Genomic DNA, 16654 nt, shown 5'->3' on the forward strand with positions numbered 1-16654 from the left:
GGTATTATTTCGCGGTCTGTAACTTCATCCAGCTGAAGACCTCGTTGTACCAGCGCTCCGCGTTCTGCGGTTTGAGGATCCAGTGGTTTTCATCCGGGAAAATCACCAGTTTCGATTCAATGCCTTTGCGTTGCAGCGTGGTAAAGGCACCTAAGCCCTGCGCATAAGGCACACGGTAGTCTTTTAAGCCGTGGATCACCAGCATAGGTGTTTTCCAGTTATCGGTAAAAGCAGCCGGGTTAAATTTGCTGTAATCCGCTTCTTTGTTCCAGACCGGGCCGCCCATATCGTGTTCCGGGAACCACAGCTCTTCGGTGCTGCCGTAGAAGCTTGGCATATCAAACAAACCGGCATGGGTCACCAGACACTTAAAGCCATCCGGCCAGTTGCCTGCAATCCAGTTCATCATAAAGCCACCATAGGACGCACCTAAAGCACAGGCGTTGTTACGGTCCAGCCAGGTCTCTTTCTCCGTGATATAGGCCATACCTTTTTGCAAATCCTGCAATGGCGCGCCGCCCCAGTCACGGGCAATAGAGTCGGTAAAGGCCTGACCATAACCGGTTGAACCGTGGAAATCGATCATCACTACGCCATAACCCTGCGCCGCCCAAAGCTGGGCATTCCAGCGGTAGTTAAACATATTGCCAAAGCTGCCTTGTGGGCCGCCGTGCACAATAAAGGCGATCGGGTATTTCTGACCGGCTTTGAAATTCCAGGGTTTCATCCAGTAGCCATGCACGGTTTCGTCTTTAGCGCCCGGGAAACTGAACTGGTCAAACTCAGCCAGCTGAATGTCTTTCAGGTTGTCAGCGTTGACACTGGTCAGCGCTTTTGGCATGCCGGTTTCAGTGGTCAGCTCATAAATGTCGGTCGGTTTATTCAGGCTGTGATTGGTGAAAATCAGCTTGTTTTTCAGCACATTTAAATCGCCCGCTGTGCCGTCGGCATAGACTTTGGCGATATCACCAAACTGGGTGTTAATGGCAAAAATGCCGTGCTGCCCTGTGTCCTGCGCCGTCACGTAAATAGTGCGGCTGTCTGGCCCAAAGGCAAAATCACTGACCGAGCGGTCCCACTCAGAGGCCAGCTCTTTGCGCTCTCCGGTCACCATATCCAGCAGCATCAGGCCAAACCGGTCGGCTTCATACACCGGCTTTTTCATCGCCAGGTAAGCCATATAACGGCCATCACCAGAGAATTTCGGGCTGGCATCCCAGGCCGGGTTGTCGCGGGTCAGGTTGACCTTTTCACCGCCATTCACCGACACCTGGAAAATATCAAAGTTGGTGTGCCAGGCCTGGTCCACCCCAGGAATTTTGGCACTGAACACCAGGTTTTTGCCGTCTGGTGTAAACGCTACCTGCTCAATACCGGCAATGTCTGTGTTCCATTCCGGCATCAGGTTTTTCGCTTCCGTCACTTTATCCTGACCCAGACGGGCTACGTACAGCTGGCTGCGAAAGCCATCACCCCAGGTATCCCAGTGGCGCACCATCAGTTGGTCAAATACCATAGCGCTGTCTTTCTGACCCGCCGCCACCTGTTTGGCTTCCACTGTGCAGGCCACAGTTTCGCAGCCAGGCTTGCTGGCCAGTTGCAGTGCCAGGTAATTTTCATCGCCGGACAGCACAAAACCGTCCACGTCCAGTGGTAAGTCCGTCACTTGTCTGGCTTCACCACCGGTCAGCGGCAAACGCCAGATTTGCGATGAACCACTGCGTCCTGCGATAAAATACAGCGCGTCGGAATTTTTCGACCACTGCACGCCATGTTCGCGGTCGTCGCTAAAGGTCAGGCGGCTGACTTTATTGCCTTCCTGCAAGTCCATCAGGTACAAGTCAGCGCTGGTATCGGCCGGGTTTAAACCGCCATTTTTCTGGCCGTACACCAGGTATCGGCCGTCAGGTGAGACATGAACGTCGTATAACTTGTTGAATTTGTTTAAGTGTTCGATAGTCAGTGGCGACTTGGCGACAGCTGCAGTGCTCATCAGAGCAAGTGCAACCAAAGATAAGGCTTTCATAACGTCTCCTGAAAAAACGCCCTGAAAGTCAGGGCGTTTTAGCTATTTTTTATAAGATTCAGGCGCTTGGCTCGAGCTCAGCAATCTTCACTTTCCAGATTGCAGGTCCTTGTTTATGCACGTTATTCCCGTTGCTGTCAACCGCTACGGTCACTGGCATATCTTCCACGTCGAACTCATAAATGGCTTCCATTCCCAGGTCTTCAAAGGCCACCACGCGGGCCTTTTTAATGGCTTTCGACACCAGGTAGGCTGCACCGCCCACCGCCATCAGATACACAGCTTTGTGCTCTTTGATGCTGTCGACCGTTTTGTCGCCGCGCTCAGACTTACCAATCATGCCCAATAAGCCAGTCTGGCTCAGCATCATGTCAGTAAATTTGTCCATCCGTGTGGCTGTGGTCGGACCGGCCGGGCCCACCACTTCGTCACCGACGGCGTCGACAGGGCCAACGTAATAAATGAATTTGTTTTTGAAATCGACACCGGCTGGTAAGCCTTCGCCTTTGGCCAGCATATCGGCAATACGCTTGTGCGCCGCGTCACGGCCGGTCAGCATTTTGCCCGACAGCAACACAGTTTCACCGGCTTTCCAGTCCAGCACTTGCTCTGGGGTCACTGTGTCCAGGTTGACCCGGCGCACATTGGTGCCAAGCTCCCAGGTCACTTGTGGCCAGTCTTCCAGTTTTGGCGGCGTTAATACGGCCGGGCCAGAACCGTCCAGGTGGAAATGCACATGGCGGGTCGCGGCGCAGTTCGGGATCATCACCACAGGCTTAGACGCTGCGTGAGTGGCGACCGATTTAATTTTTACGTCGACCACTGTGGTTAAACCACCCAGGCCCTGAGCACCAATGCCCAGTTTGTTGACTTTGTCGTACAGCTCCAGACGCAGTTTTTCGTCCGCGGTTTCAGCGCCTTTTTCCAGCAGGTCCTGAATATCCACCGGCTCCATCAGCGCTTCTTTGGCCAGCACTGCGGCTTTTTCTGCGGTACCGCCGATACCAATGCCGAGCATGCCCGGTGGACACCAGCCAGCCCCCATTTTTGGCAGGGTTTCCAGCACCCACTCCACCACAGAGTCAGACGGGTTCAGCATCACCATTTTGGTTTTGTTCTCTGAACCACCGCCTTTGGCGGCAATCATCACTTCAACATGGTGGCCTGTTACCATGTCGATATGCACCACTGAAGGTGTGTTGTCTTTGGTGTTTTTACGGGCACCTGCCGGGTCGGCCACAATAGAAGCGCGCAGCGGGTTGTGCGGGTTCAGGTACGCACGGCGCGTTCCTTCGTCCACCATTTGCTGCACTGTCATGTCCGTTTTGTCCCACTTCACGTCCATACCAATTTTGACGAAGCAGGTGACAATACCAGTGTCCTGGCAAATAGGCCGGTTGCCTTCAGCGGACATCCGCGAGTTGATCAGGATTTGCGCAATGGCATCTTTAGCGGCCGGGTTCTGCTCTTTGTGGTAGGCCTTTTCCAGAGCCTGTACAAAATCCAGCGGGTGATAATACGAGATGTACTGCAGCGCATCTTCGATGCTGTCGATGAAGTCTTGCTGGCGAATTACCGTCATGTTGTGCCCTTTTATCTCTGGTTCAGACGAGGTTACAGCCCCTGCACAGGCTATAGCGTCAGGATTAACTAATGGTGGTCAGGCTGTTATGATACCGCGCAACCGATCCAGCGGCTAGTCGACCAAAGTCGTTTTGCTGGAAATTGACGATTGATCAAGATGAGTTTTGCATGGCCACTGCGCTGTTATTAGCTGACACCCCTTCGGATTTAACCCGGTATTTTGCCGCTGTGGCACATCAACCCTGGGCATTGTTGTTTGATTCTGCGGCCCCTTCGCATGTGAACAGCCGCTTTCATCTGCTGCTGGCACAGCCGGTGGCCACCCTGATCTGCCGTGACGGCGAGTTAACCCTGAATAAAAACGGCCAGCAAAGCCAGTTTCAGGCCGACCCTTTTGCCACATTGCAGCAATTGCATCAGGAATATTTCCCCAAGCCGGTGGCTCCAGCGCAGCAGCCGCATTTGCCTTTTGCCGGCGGTTTGGCCGGTTTTTTTGGTTATGAGCTGGGCCAGTTGCTGGAACCTGTGCCAGAGGTGGCGGCACCAGAGCGCGCCCTGCCCGATTTAGCGGTAGGCCTGTACCTGTGGGCATTGGTGCTGGACCAGCAGCGTGGCGAGCTGTGGTACCTGGATGCCAGCGGCGACGCCAAGCAAAGCTGGCCAGAGCGGAAAAAGTTGTTTGACGGCAGCGTGACAACCACTGAGTTTTCGCTAAGCAGCGACTGGACCGCCAATATGGACAAGGCAAGCTACAGCGATAAATTTAACCGGGTGCAGCAGTACCTGAAAAGCGGCGACTGTTATCAGATTAACCTGGCGCAGCGCTTTTCTGCCCGTTACCAGGGTGACGAGTGGCAGGCTTACCTGAAACTACGCGCCAAAAATGCCGCGCCGTTTTCTGCCTTTATGCGGGTGCCGCAAGGCGCGGTGCTGTCGCTCTCACCCGAGCGTTTTATTGAAGTGAAACAAGGCCGGGTGGAAACCAAACCAATTAAAGGCACTTTACCCAGAAGCGCCGACCCGGTGCAGGACGCCGCCAACGCACAAGAGCTGCAGCAGTCGGAGAAAAACCGCGCCGAAAACGTGATGATTGTCGACTTACTGCGCAATGACCTTGGTAAACACTGTGTGCCGGGGTCAGTCAAAGTGCCTTCCTTATTTGCCATTGAGTCTTTTCCGGCGGTGCACCATTTGGTCAGCACAGTGACAGGTGAGCTCAACCCAAGTGCCGACGCCTTTGACTTACTGCGCGGCGCGTTCCCGGGCGGCTCTATTACCGGCGCCCCCAAAGTGCGGGCCATGCAGATTATTGCTGAATTAGAACCGCACCCCCGTTCGGTGTACTGCGGCGCCATTGGTTACATTAACCAACACGGCGATATGGATACCAATATCGCGATACGCACCCTGGTGCTGGCCGGTGGCGAAGCGCTGTGCTGGGCTGGTGGCGGCCTGGTGGCAGACTCAGAAGCCGCCAGCGAATACCAGGAAACCTTTGATAAGGTGCAGCGGATCCTACCTGTCCTTTCGGAGCAGCCCTGATGCAGTGGCAGCAGTTTTACCCGCGTTTTTTGCTGCAGCAAGCAGAGCCGCATCAGCGGTTGCTGCCCGCGCAGGCGCGAGCGTCAGCGGTGCTGGTGCTGCTACGCGAAGGGACAGAAGGGCTGGAAGTACTGCTGACAGAACGAGCCGCCCATCTAAAGCACCACCCCGGGCAAATTAGTTTTCCGGGTGGCCGCCTTGAAGAGGGTGAAAGCAGCTGGCAGGCCGCCGTCAGAGAAAGCTTTGAAGAAGCCGGTGTGCTCGAGCGCAATATCAAAGCATTAGGCCAGTTGCCGGATTACGTGACAGGCACCGGCTTTTTTATCTCGCCGCACCTGGCGCTGCTCACCAACGACCAGCCACTGGTGCTGCAAGCCGACGAAGTTGCCTCGGCGTTTTGGCTGCCACTGGCAGCGCTGACGGCCCCTGGCGCGCTTTACTCCGAGCTACGCCAGTTTGGCCCTGTACTGCACCGGCTGTATTATTTCCCTTACCAACACAAACTGATTTGGGGTGCCACCGCCGCCGTGCTGGTGAACCTGCTGCAACACACCACCTTCCTCGCCACCCCCCCTAACGCTGTAATAAACACCGACCAGTTACAAAGCGGGTTACAGTGCTGGTGGCTTTGGTTAGAATAGCCGCCATTCCAAGTTCACAAGAAGTATAACTATGATCATCAGCGCATTTGATATGTTCAGCATTGGCATAGGCCCGTCCAGCTCTCACACGGTTGGCCCTATGCGTGCAGCCAAAAAATTCTGTGAAGAGCTGCGCTCACAAGGTTTATTCGACCAGGTTACCCAGGTAAAAGTGGAGCTGTTTGGCTCATTGGGCCAAACCGGCATAGGCCACGGTACCGGCAAAGCAGTGATTTTGGGCCTGTCAGGCTATTTACCTGAAACTATTGATCCAGACGCTGTACCCGGCTTGCTGAAGCAGGTAGAAAGCAATGAGAGCATTCAGCTGGACCAGCAACGTGCTGTGCAGTTTCCGCGCGAAGGCGCCATTATTTTTCACCGCCGTAAAACCTTAAAAGAACACTCCAACGGCATGGAACTGATTGCTTATGCCGGCAACGACGTGCTGCTGAGCGAAATTTACTTTTCAATTGGCGGCGGTTTTATTGTCAAAGCAGAAGACTTCGCCCAGGAAAAAGAAGCGGCCAGCCAGTTTGCCGCCAATAACCCGCCCCCCTTTCCGTTTGAAAGCGGCGCCGAGCTGCTGAAGCTGTGTAAAGACAACGGCTTGTCTATTGCCGGCCTGATGATGGAAAACGAAAAGGTGCTGCGCAGCGAAGAGCAAATTCGCGCGGAGCTGGGCGCCATCTGGCAAACCATGGTGAACTGCATTAACCGCGGTATGCGCACCGAAGGCATTTTGCCGGGCGGCTTAAAAGTAAAACGCCGCGCCCCTGCCCTGTACAAACGCCTTGCGGCTGAGAAAAGCGCCGACCCGCTGCAGGTGATGGACTGGGTGAACCTGTTTGCCCTGGCGGTGAACGAAGAAAACGCCGCCGGTGGCCGCGTGGTGACAGCCCCCACCAACGGCGCCGCCGGTATTATCCCGGCCGTGCTGATGTACTACGACAAGTTTATTCAGCCGGTGACGCCAGAGATTTACAGCCGTTACCTGCTGACCGCCGCCGCCATTGGCATTTTGTATAAGAAAAACGCTTCTATTTCCGGCGCGGAAGTGGGCTGCCAGGGTGAAGTGGGGGTGGCCTGTTCAATGGCTGCTGGCGCGCTGACGGAGATTTTAGGTGGCAGCGTGGACAACGTTGAAAACGCCGCCGAAATTGGCATGGAACACAACCTGGGCCTGACCTGCGACCCGGTCGGTGGCCTGGTGCAAGTGCCCTGCATTGAGCGCAACGCCATGGGTTCGGTCAAAGCCATTAACGCCTCCCGTCTCGCGCTGCGCGGCACAGGCGAGCACAAAGTGTCATTGGATAAAGTGATCAAAACCATGTGGGACACAGGCCGCGACATGCAAAGCAAATACAAAGAAACCTCACGCGGCGGTCTGGCGGTAAACATTATCGAGTGTTAAACCCAGCCAGGTTCTGGATAGTAAGGGTGCAGTTTACTGCGCCCTTTTTATTTGGCAGACATCAGTCGTTTTGCTGGGGCGTACCTTGGTGCGCCCTTTTTATTTCTTTATTCTTGCTGACAGATTGTTACAGCTTGAACACTGGTCACTCACCAGATGGTCAGGCGACCCGGACAGGGGTAACTACTGCGTTCGCCCGTTCGCGCCTCCCGCGCTCACTTTTATATCGCTAACTACGCAGTCCCCCTGCCCGATTTGGTGGCCATCTAAGGTGGTTCAATACTGCTAAATACTGCTATCAATACAGCAAACATCTAATTCTAACGTCCATTAAAAATGGGATGTTTACCGTACCAGGTGAGCCAGCGATTCACTGATGAACGCCCCGCCTGAAGCACACGGGCGACTTCAGATTTGGAGGTCCCTTTTAACACCAGCAGAACCGCATTGGCTCTGCGGCATAGGTCTTTATCTCTGGTTTTATGAATGACTTTCTTCAAACGACGGGTTTCAGCGCCATGGAAAAATGTTATTTTGTTCATACTCAATGCGGTTAGTGATTTGTGTGGTTTGGCGACTGATCAGATCGCTCAAACCGCATTGAGTTCCCGCCTGCAAGTGATCTACTAATTGGAACAGTTATTTAGTTGTCCGAAATCTAAGTCATGCTCTTTTACTGGATTTGCGCACAGTGGTTTTCCAACGAAGCCACCGGGCTAGTCGCCGACAAACCAGGCGGGGGTGACTGCGAAGCCGCAACGAAAAAGCTGTCGCCGTGATTGGCTTTGTTATAGCTCGGCTATGTGTGACAGCGTTTCTGGATAGCGCTGTACCAGTTTTAACAGTGCCACGGCTTGTCCATTAGGAGCACTTCGCCCTTGCTCCCAATTTTCTAATGTACGTGAAGATGTATGAAGTAAACGGGCAAATACGCCACGAGACATATTAAATTGCTCTCGAATACTTACAATTTCACTGGGCGAGATATTGAGTTCACCTACATCATTAACTTGATGCGTTTTCAGTGTCAGTTTGCCTTCTGAATGCTGTTTTGCCTCAACAAGAGCTGAGCTTAACTCTGCAAATAGATCACGATTGCTCATTGCGCCATACCTCCATAAAAGCCATTAGTTGTTTTCTTTGATCTGCCGTTAAGTCTGGCATTTCATTTTTGCTGTAAATCGTCAGCAAATAGAATCGTCGCTTTTCATCAAGGAAGTAATAGATAACACGCGAGCCACCACGCTTGCCTTTGCCTTTACTTGCTACTCGAATCTTCCGCAAACCACCAGTACCTTGAATTACATCGCCCTGCTTAGGGTTCGACATCAGCTCAGCTTGAAATAATCTAAACTCTTCATCACTGAGGTATTCATTACGATACTTTTCAAATATTGTTGATTCGACAAATACACTTTTCATGAACATAAGTGTACGCAACTAGCGTACGCTTGACAAGAGTGGAAATGAATAGAGCTATAACGCTTATTCATAGGCTAAACACTCGCAAGTCGGAAGTTTTTTTGCCCGCTTTCCTGATTTTTACTTATGCCAAATTAACGCTGAAGTGTCTCTAAATCAACGACATTTTCTGAAATGGAAAAACTATTGCGTGGCAAAATCCGTACTCGCTGCCCACTAGTTGTCCGAAATTTAACTCATGCTCTTTTACTGGATTTGCGCACAGTGGTTTTCTAACGAAGCCACCGGGCTAGTCGCCGACAAACCAGGCGGGGGTGTGACTGCGGAGTGAGTGATCAAAAGTGAGCCCCAAACCCATGAAACAGCGCGCGAACGGGCGAACGCAGTAGTTGCCCCAGTCTGGTTTACCTGCCCTGTTGCGGAGAAAAAGCAGTCGCTACCCCGCAGGGTTCACAGTCCCAGCGACAGAGAAAGTGTTAAGACAATCCGGGCGCAGTAAACTGCGCCCCTACGCCAATCTTCATAGTGAGTTATTGCATCTGACCACTGCGCTGTCAGGCCGCTAAGTTAGTCGGCTATCTGCGTTGCAGCCGGCGTGATCCGGCTGGGTTCGTAGCTGTCGTAGCGCGGCAGTTTTGCGTCTAAATCGTCCCAGTTGGCTTTGGACGACACAAAGTTATGCGAGATGGGACGTTCAGTTATGTCCGAATCCAGAATGCCCAAACGTAACCGCAACCTGGCCGGGTCGGCGGCATTGCTGCTGTACACAGGTGAGGCGCAAATACTGCAGAAATAACGCACTTTGCCCGGCGAAGTTTCGTAGCCGCCGAGTTTGTCCTGCCCGGTTTTAATCAGCAAAGCGCTGCTGGCCACAAAGCCATTAGTGGCATAGGCGGTGCCGCTGTTTTTACGGCATTTAGAACAGTGGCAATGAATAATCGAATCAATACCGCCCTGCACTTGCAGCGTCACAGCGCCACATAAACAACTGCCCTGGTACATGATAAAACTCCCTGGTGACAAATAAGGTTGACCTGAGCCGGGCCTTGCCGACCTTGTTTACAGCTCAGGGTAAAGACTGTTTGCCTTGTAGGCTTCTACCTCTAACGGTGAATCGTCATAACCATAACGGGCTAAGTCGGCAAAATGCTGGCTGACTACTGCGGTTAAATCCGACCGCTCTATTTGCAGCACGTGCACCAGCTCATGGGCCAGCTTGGGCCGGGTCAGCTGGTAATCTTTTCGCACATAAATGGAATAACCAAACACCTGCGCATTATTAATAATGCCATCACCAATAAAGCCAAGGGCTTCGCCAACGGTTTTTAACAACAGGTTATGGTAGGGAAACGGCACCTCGTCTACGTACACCAGCCGAACCTGCTCCGGCTGCAAAATACCAATGTCACGGGCCAGTTGCAGTTGCTGAGCATTTAAAGGTTCACCCGCTGCAACACCGGCACTCTCTGTCGCGGCCGCCCATTCGATATAAGGTGGCAACACCAGCCATGCAATAATGCGCTGGTGAAAAAACGCTGCCGCCGCACCAACAATCAACAAAGTCGCCACTACATACTTCACTTTAGCCATAGGTAAGCATTCCTTTTAGAGCTTTGGTAAACACCGTTCCACCCTCTAAACAAAAGGCGCAGTCAACTGCGCCTTTGAGGGTAAAGCAAAGCAGCCATTACTTCTGAGCTGTGAACTCTTCAGCCTTGTAGTCCGCTGCCGCCGCTTTTTTACTGGCTGATTTACCTGTAAAGTCAGCCAGGATCATATACAGGCTTGGGATCAAAATCAGCGTGATCAGGGTGGCAAACACAATGCCGTAGGCCAAAGACACCGCCATCGGCACCACAATTTGTGCCTGCAGGCTCTTTTCCAACACTATCGGCGCTAAACCTAAAAAGGTAGTTAACGACGTTAGCATAATAGGCCTGAAGCGACGGGTAGCCGCCTGAATGACCGCATCGCGGACTGGTACCCCTTCCTCACGCGATTCGTTGACAAAATCCACCATCACCAGCGAGTCGTTCACCACCACACCCGCCAGCGCAATCAGGCCAAACAGCGACATAATGCTGACACTTAACCCCAACAGCATATGGCCCAGCACAGCGCCGATAAAACCAAATGGGATCACCGACATAATAATCAAAGGCTGGGTATACGACTTCAGCGGTACCGCCAGCAGGGCGTAAATCACAAAAAACGCCAGCAAGAAGCCCAGTGCCAGGTCGCGCATCGCTTCCATTTCTTCCAGGCTGGCGCCTTCCAGCGCGGTTTCGACACCGTATTTTTGTGCCAGCTCTGGCAGCATGATGTCTTGCAACTCTTTGGTGATCTTCATCGGTTCCGCCAGTGCTTTGTCTACAGACGCACTGATGGTCACCGACCGTTCGCCATCCACCCGGTTAATTGCTGAATAGCTTGGTTGCATGCGATAGCTGGCTACCTGAGAAAACGGCACCTCAGCGCCTGAAGAAGTCCGAATTTTCATATTCTCCAGGTTGCCTACCGAGCGGCGTTCATCTTTCGGGTAACGCACCATCACCTTCACTTCTTCGCTGTCGCGCTGAATACGCTGTGCTTCAGCACCGTAGAAGCCATAACGCACCTGAGTGGCCAGGTTTTGCAGGGTAATGCCCATGGCTTCAGCTTCTGGTTTTACTTCCAGCACAATTTCGTCGTTACCGCCGCTGATGCTGTCCTGAATGTCGTACACGCCTTGGTATAGCTGCATGGCCGCTTTCAAGTCTTCGGTCGCCAGACGCAGTTTATCCAAGTCTTTACTGACCAATTGGAACGAAATATCACCACCGCCACCGCCGTTGGTAGACGAGAAAATTTGCAGGGTTTTTACGCCCGCAATTTCGGGCAGCTCTTCACGCCAGCGCCGCACAAATTCGTTAGCGTCGGTTTCGCGGCCTTCGCTTTTTGCCAGCTCAATGACAAACTGACCGGCCGTTTCCCCTTGAGTAAAGGTCAGACGGTGTTTCACCATCGGCTCTTCGCCTTCAGACTGCAGTTTCTGGTCGGTACGCACCAGCGCCTGCTCCAGTTGCTGCATGGCATTGATGGTGCTTTGGCCAGACGAGCCTTCCATCATGGTCAGGTTGGCGTTAATAAAGTCACTGGGAATGTTCGGGAAAAACACCCAGCGCACATGGCCGCCAGCCAACAAGCCAATCATCAGGATCATCATCGCCATAAAGCCACTGGCGGTGATGTATCTGTGTTCCAGTGCCCATTCAATGGCGTTTTTATAACGGCCATGCACGAAACGTTCGGTAGCGCCGCTCACTTTTTCCCGCACACCCCGCACAAAACGGCTGGTGCCACGGCCCATGGCATAGAACACACCTTTACGGTTTGGGTCCCAGGGCTTGGTGTCCATCGCAATTAAGTGCGCAGGCAGGATCAGCTTGGATTCCACCATCGAGAAAATCAGACACAGCACCACCACCCAGGCAATGGATTCCCAAATGGGGCCTTGCGGTCCGCCGACCATCAGCATCGGGATAAAGGCCGCCACTGTGGTTAATACACCAAAGGTGGCTGGCACCGCTACGCGCTGGGCGCCGCGGATCACCGTCTCTGGCGATTTGCCATATTTCTCAATTTCGCTGTAGGCGCTTTCCCCAATGATAATGGCATCGTCAACCAGTATGCCCAGCACCAATATAAAGCCGAATAAGCTGATCATATTGATCGACACGTCAAAGAATGACAGTGGCATCAAGGCAATAGTGCCAAGGAAACAGACCGGAATACCCACCATTACCCAAAAGGCAACGCGGAACTCCAGAAACAGCGTAAGGCTTATCAGTACCAGCAGCGCGCCCATCCACATATTGCTGGTCATCAGATCCAGCCGGCCTTGCAGGTAATAGCTGGAATCGCCCCATGAATCGATGTTCATGCTGGCTGGCAGTTCAGGTTTCTTTTTCGCGACGTAGTCTTTCACCACCTGAGCAATATGCAACGTATTGTCATCGCCCACCGCATCGACCCGGATAGACACCGAAGGTTTGCCGTTAAAGGTGGAATAGGCGTCAAACTCAACAAAACCGTCGCGCACAGTGGCAATGTCACCCAGCAGCAAACGGGTGCCGTCGGCTCTGTTAATCAGCACCAGGTCGGCAAAGTCCTGCTCGCGGTAGGCCTGGCCTTTGGCACGCAGCAGAATGTTGCCGTTGTCCGATTTAATAGAACCACCAGGCACGTCCACCGAACTGCCACGCACCGCACTGACCACCTGGTCGAAGGTGAGGCCGTATTTACGCAACTGGTATTCCGACACTTCAATCGACACTTCGTAATCAAGCGCGCCAACCACTTCCACCTTGCTGACGCCTGGTAGTTTTTTCAGGTCATCCCGCACATCTTTGGCAAATTCTTTCAGGCCACGTTCGTCCGTGTCGCCGTAGACCGACAACCACAACACGTTACTGGAGAATTTGGTGTGATAAATCACCGGCCGCTCAGTCTGCGCCGGGAAGGATGAGATCGAATCCACCTGCATTTTGATCTCATTCATCACTTCCTGAATGTCATAGTCAGACTGAATTTCCACCTGCACCGTGGCCAGTCCTTCCACCGCTTTGGAGCGGATTTTCTTAATGCCGTTGATGCTTTGCAGTGATTCTTCAATTTTGTCGATAATGCCCTCTTCCACTTCCTGTGGCGCGGCGCCAAGGTAAGGCACGCGGATGGACACTTGTTCCAGCTGAATTTCCGGGAAGGTCTGCTTTTTAATCGTGAAAATGCCCACAATGCCGGCAAACAGCAGTATCACCATCAGAAGGTTGGCTGCCACGCTATTGCGGGCAAACCAGGCGAGCACGCCTTTATGAGTTTGATCCAAATGCTGCATCACTGAGCTTCCTGTTTCGCTACGGCGGCCACGGCAGTTTCTGCTTTGGCGTCGTCGGCGGCTTTATCCTTGTCTGCTGCGGTGCGCAGTGCCATGCCGGATAACGGGTTGGCAATGGCGGTCAGCACCAGTTGGTCTTTGTCCGCTAAACCTGCGCTGATGTAGGCATAACGCTCGTCCATCCGCTGAACTGTGACAGCACGGATTTCCAGCTTATTGTCGGCCGCAATCAGCACTTTATGGTCAGGCAGCAGCAAGGAACGGTCCAGCAACACCAGGTTAGACTCGGCGCGGCCCTGAATACGGGCTTTGACGAAACGGCCAAAACGCAGCACGTCGCCGCCCTGGCCTTGCAGCTGGTAAGGGTCCTGAATTTGGGCAACCGCATAAATCACCCGGTTTTGTTCGTCCAGCATGCCTTCGGTACGCACCAGCTTGGCATTCCAGCTGCGCTGCACACCACCCACTTCAGCAGTAAGTTCCACGTCCGGCAAACTGGCCTGGTCAGCGCCTTGGGCCGGAATATTCAGGTAGGCCACATCGTTATCGGTCAAGGGTAAACGCACTTCGGCAATCTGAGTACCGTAAATCTGCCCCAGCTGGGTACCACGGCTGATAAACTGGCCGATATTCGCCGCTTTGCTTTTCACGATACCGCTGTAAGGCGCACGAATTTCAGTACGAATAAGGTTACGACGGGCGTTCTCCAGCTCTGCTTCGGCAGAACGGACATTGGCCAGTTCCTGCGCCAGTTGCGGCCGGCGTAAACCCAGCTCTGGCGCTTTGCCTTCGCTGAACATGCTCCATTCACGCTCTGCCACTTTGCCGCGGGCTTTTTCTTCTTCCAGTGCAGCAGTAGCACGAGCCAGGCTGGCTTCTGCCAGTTTCACTGCCGTCTGGTAGTCATAGGGCTCTACCTGCACCAGCAGATCCCCTTTGTGAAAAAAGCCGCCTTCAATAAACTGGTCCGCTACATAGGTGATAACCCCGTTCACTTCGGAAGTCAGCGTCGTCATCACCCGCGGCTGCACCGATCCTTGCGACCACACCTGGTAGGTTAAGTCCTGTTGCACTACAGGCTTCACCTCAACCAGCATATCCTTGCGCTGTTCTGTTTTTTGCTCTGGCGGCTTTTTGGTGGAGGTCAGTACGACCGCCAATCCTATAGCTCCGGCAATAATCAGCACAGGTGCCACCTTTTTCAGCGTGCTTTTTTTCATGTTCTGTTCCCTGTTTGCATTCGAATTCAATCTGTTACCTATAGTACAGTGGTCATACGGCCGGTTATAGCAGTCAGATCTTAAGGGTTTACAACAGCCCTTGCCGGTCATAGCAACAACAGCTGCAGACACCATCCTAAAAATCACTTTAAAAACATAACATTACATCTTTATTATGACTGCAAATTGGTTAAATTTCTGCGAAGTTGTTTTGCACTGGGACATATTTAGTTACAACTTCCCGGCCTTTTGTGGTTATTTTATAGCCATCAGTGCTAACCTCAGATCGGAAAGTTATTTTGGGGTACAGCCTGGTTCTGGCTAAGGTGTAGACGCTTAGTGTCATTAAAGCGTCAGATGGCCAGACTAAGCTCGGACGAAAAGACCAGTGTGATTGAGAAGAGGGAAAGCAATGAGCATTCAGAAACAGTACTTAAAGACCAAGCCCGTATGCAAAGTGACTTTTACTGTTGCCGCCGATCAGCAGGTCGAATCTGTGGCGTTAGCAGGTGATTTTAACGAATGGGACCCAAAGGCCCTGTTGTTGAAAAAAAGTAAAACTGGCACCTTCAGCACCAGCTTAAACCTGGAGCCGAATAAAGATTACCAGTTCCGCTATGTGATTAATGGCGAACAGTGGGTGAACGACGACGAAGCCGATGCCTATCTGCCGACAGACGTCAGTTACGATCAGAACAGTGTGCTGCATCTGTAACAGTCAGGGCTCACGTCAGATCAGAATTAAAAAAGGCCGGTTTATCCGGCCTTTTTCATCGGGCTGCCTGTCAGCACTTTTCCAATACCAGACAACCGACCGAATAACCGGCACCGAATGAGCACAGAATGGCTTTTTCGCCGGCAGCTATGCCCGTTTTGTTCTGGTGAAAGGCAATAATGGAGCCAGCTGACGCCGTATTGGCGTAAGTGTCCAGCACCAGCGGTGCTTCACCCTCTTCGGGATCACGACCTAAAATTTTCTTCGCCGCAAACAGGTTCATATTGATATTGGCCTGGTGCAGCCACAGCCGTTTTAACTGCTCAGGCGCCACCTGACAGGCATCCATTTCGGCAAGGATCACGTCGGCGACAATAGGCAGCAATTCTTTAAACACCTTACGGCCCTGCTGCTTGAAGAATGGCGCTTCCGGATCCTGGTCGGCATAACAATGGTCCACATAGCTGACGTCGCAGCGGATATTGTTGGAAAACTCGGTTTTTAACCGCATGCCCAGAATACGGTAGGCCGACTCTGAGCTGGCGGTTTCTTCGGCTTCGATAATGGTAGCGGTACAGACATCACCGAAAATAAAGTGGCTGTCACGGCTGGTGTAATTCACCTGCGGCGAGGCAAATTCCGGGTTCACGATCAGCACGACTTTGGCGGTCCCCCCACGAATGGCATTGACCGCATTGCTGATAGCAAAGGTGGCAGAAGAACAGGCCACATTCATATCAAAGGCATAACCTGTACAACCCAGTGCCTGTTGCAGCTCGATAGACAACGCCGGGTACGGCCGCTGCATATTGGAGGCCGCACAGATAATCAGGTCAATGTCGGCAGCCGTTTTACCCGCCTGCGCCATGGCTTCGTGGGCAGCAGCAATGGCCATTTCCACCATTTCCGGGTGTTCATCTTCACCACGACGGGCAAACACCGGCTGCATCACGGCCGTGTCCAGAATGCCTTCTTTGTACATCACATGGCGGGATTTAATGCCTGAGGCTTTTTCAATAAATTCGCAGCTGGAATACTCCAACGCGGCGAGCTCGCCCGCGTCAATCTGGGCTTTAAACTCTTGGTTGTGTAAATCGACATACTGGTTATAGCTGGCGACCAATTCTTCATTGGTGACCACCTCTTTCGGGGTAAAACAGCCTGAACCGCTGATCACGACTTGTTTCATCGTTCTATCCTTCTGTTGCTGTCTCTGG

14 protein-coding genes are annotated in these 16654 nt (G+C 52.8%); 4 read left to right on the plus strand and 10 right to left on the minus strand.

Going from position 1 to position 16654, the window contains the following annotated elements:
• Positions 1 to 4: 4 nt before the first annotated feature.
• Both ACFO3I_RS15215 and ACFO3I_RS15220 read right to left on the minus strand, forming a co-directional pair.
• The gene (locus tag ACFO3I_RS15215) at positions 5 to 2026 is read right to left on the minus strand and encodes a S9 family peptidase (RefSeq protein WP_377335359.1); all 2022 of its coding nucleotides are present in this window, start codon (positions 2024 to 2026) and stop codon (positions 5 to 7) included.
• Positions 2027 to 2084: 58 nt separating this feature from the next.
• A complete protein-coding gene (locus tag ACFO3I_RS15220) occupies positions 2085 to 3608 on the minus strand; it encodes a fumarate hydratase (RefSeq protein ID WP_377335361.1) in 1524 nt (507 codons plus the stop codon).
• Positions 3609 to 3778: 170 nt separating this feature from the next.
• Between ACFO3I_RS15220 and pabB the strand changes: the two genes are divergently transcribed.
• Genes pabB through ACFO3I_RS15235 form a run of 3 tightly spaced genes read left to right on the plus strand, consistent with a single transcriptional unit; the run spans position 3779 to position 7204 of the window.
• The gene (pabB, locus tag ACFO3I_RS15225) at positions 3779 to 5152 is read left to right on the plus strand and encodes an aminodeoxychorismate synthase component I (RefSeq protein WP_377335363.1); all 1374 of its coding nucleotides are present in this window, start codon (positions 3779 to 3781) and stop codon (positions 5150 to 5152) included.
• On the plus strand, positions 5152 to 5793 hold the full coding sequence (locus tag ACFO3I_RS15230) for an NUDIX hydrolase (protein ID WP_377335365.1): 642 nt from the start codon (positions 5152 to 5154) through the stop codon (positions 5791 to 5793). The genes pabB and ACFO3I_RS15230 overlap by 1 nt, the downstream gene beginning before the upstream one ends.
• Positions 5794 to 5824: 31 nt before the next feature.
• The gene (locus ACFO3I_RS15235; RefSeq protein WP_377335367.1) at positions 5825 to 7204 is read left to right on the plus strand and encodes an L-serine ammonia-lyase; all 1380 of its coding nucleotides are present in this window, start codon (positions 5825 to 5827) and stop codon (positions 7202 to 7204) included.
• A 320-nt stretch (positions 7205 to 7524) separates the two neighbouring features.
• Here the strand turns inward: ACFO3I_RS15235 and ACFO3I_RS15240 are convergent, their stop codons facing one another.
• From ACFO3I_RS15240 to ACFO3I_RS15270, 7 genes are all read right to left on the minus strand, one after another.
• Complete coding sequence (locus tag ACFO3I_RS15240; RefSeq protein ID WP_377335369.1) at positions 7525 to 7746, minus strand: helix-turn-helix domain-containing protein; 222 nt, start codon at positions 7744 to 7746, stop codon at positions 7525 to 7527.
• A 246-nt stretch (positions 7747 to 7992) separates the two neighbouring features.
• On the minus strand, positions 7993 to 8307 hold the full coding sequence (locus ACFO3I_RS15245; RefSeq protein ID WP_377335371.1) for a helix-turn-helix domain-containing protein: 315 nt from the start codon (positions 8305 to 8307) through the stop codon (positions 7993 to 7995).
• Positions 8294 to 8626: a type II toxin-antitoxin system RelE/ParE family toxin gene (locus tag ACFO3I_RS15250; protein ID WP_377335373.1), complete on the minus strand. Its 333-nt coding sequence runs from the start codon at positions 8624 to 8626 to the stop codon at positions 8294 to 8296. Before ACFO3I_RS15250 ends, ACFO3I_RS15245 begins: the two co-directional genes overlap by 14 nt.
• Positions 8627 to 9193: 567 nt before the next feature.
• Positions 9194 to 9628: a GFA family protein gene (locus ACFO3I_RS15255; protein WP_377335375.1), complete on the minus strand. Its 435-nt coding sequence runs from the start codon at positions 9626 to 9628 to the stop codon at positions 9194 to 9196.
• 57 nt (positions 9629 to 9685) lie between these two features.
• Positions 9686 to 10216, minus strand: coding sequence for a hypothetical protein (locus ACFO3I_RS15260; RefSeq protein ID WP_377335377.1), 531 nt, complete (start codon positions 10214 to 10216; stop codon positions 9686 to 9688).
• 97 nt (positions 10217 to 10313) lie between these two features.
• Positions 10314 to 13502, minus strand: coding sequence for an efflux RND transporter permease subunit (locus ACFO3I_RS15265; RefSeq protein WP_377335379.1), 3189 nt, complete (start codon positions 13500 to 13502; stop codon positions 10314 to 10316).
• Positions 13502 to 14722: an efflux RND transporter periplasmic adaptor subunit gene (locus ACFO3I_RS15270; RefSeq protein ID WP_377335381.1), complete on the minus strand. Its 1221-nt coding sequence runs from the start codon at positions 14720 to 14722 to the stop codon at positions 13502 to 13504. The genes ACFO3I_RS15265 and ACFO3I_RS15270 overlap by 1 nt, the downstream gene beginning before the upstream one ends.
• A gap of 412 nt (positions 14723 to 15134) precedes the next feature.
• Here ACFO3I_RS15270 and ACFO3I_RS15275 point away from each other — a divergent pair, with 412 nt between their 5' ends.
• Complete coding sequence (locus ACFO3I_RS15275) at positions 15135 to 15437, plus strand: isoamylase early set domain-containing protein (RefSeq protein WP_377335383.1); 303 nt, start codon at positions 15135 to 15137, stop codon at positions 15435 to 15437.
• A 70-nt stretch (positions 15438 to 15507) separates the two neighbouring features.
• On the opposite strand, the gene ACFO3I_RS15280 is transcribed toward ACFO3I_RS15275, so the two are convergent.
• Entirely contained in the window at positions 15508 to 16626 is a 1119-nt protein-coding gene (locus tag ACFO3I_RS15280) for a beta-ketoacyl-ACP synthase III (protein WP_377335385.1), read from the minus strand.
• Positions 16627 to 16654 lie beyond the last annotated feature (28 nt).

Source organism: Rheinheimera marina (genome assembly GCF_042654345.1).
Lineage (GTDB): Bacteria > Pseudomonadota > Gammaproteobacteria > Enterobacterales > Alteromonadaceae > Pararheinheimera > Pararheinheimera marina.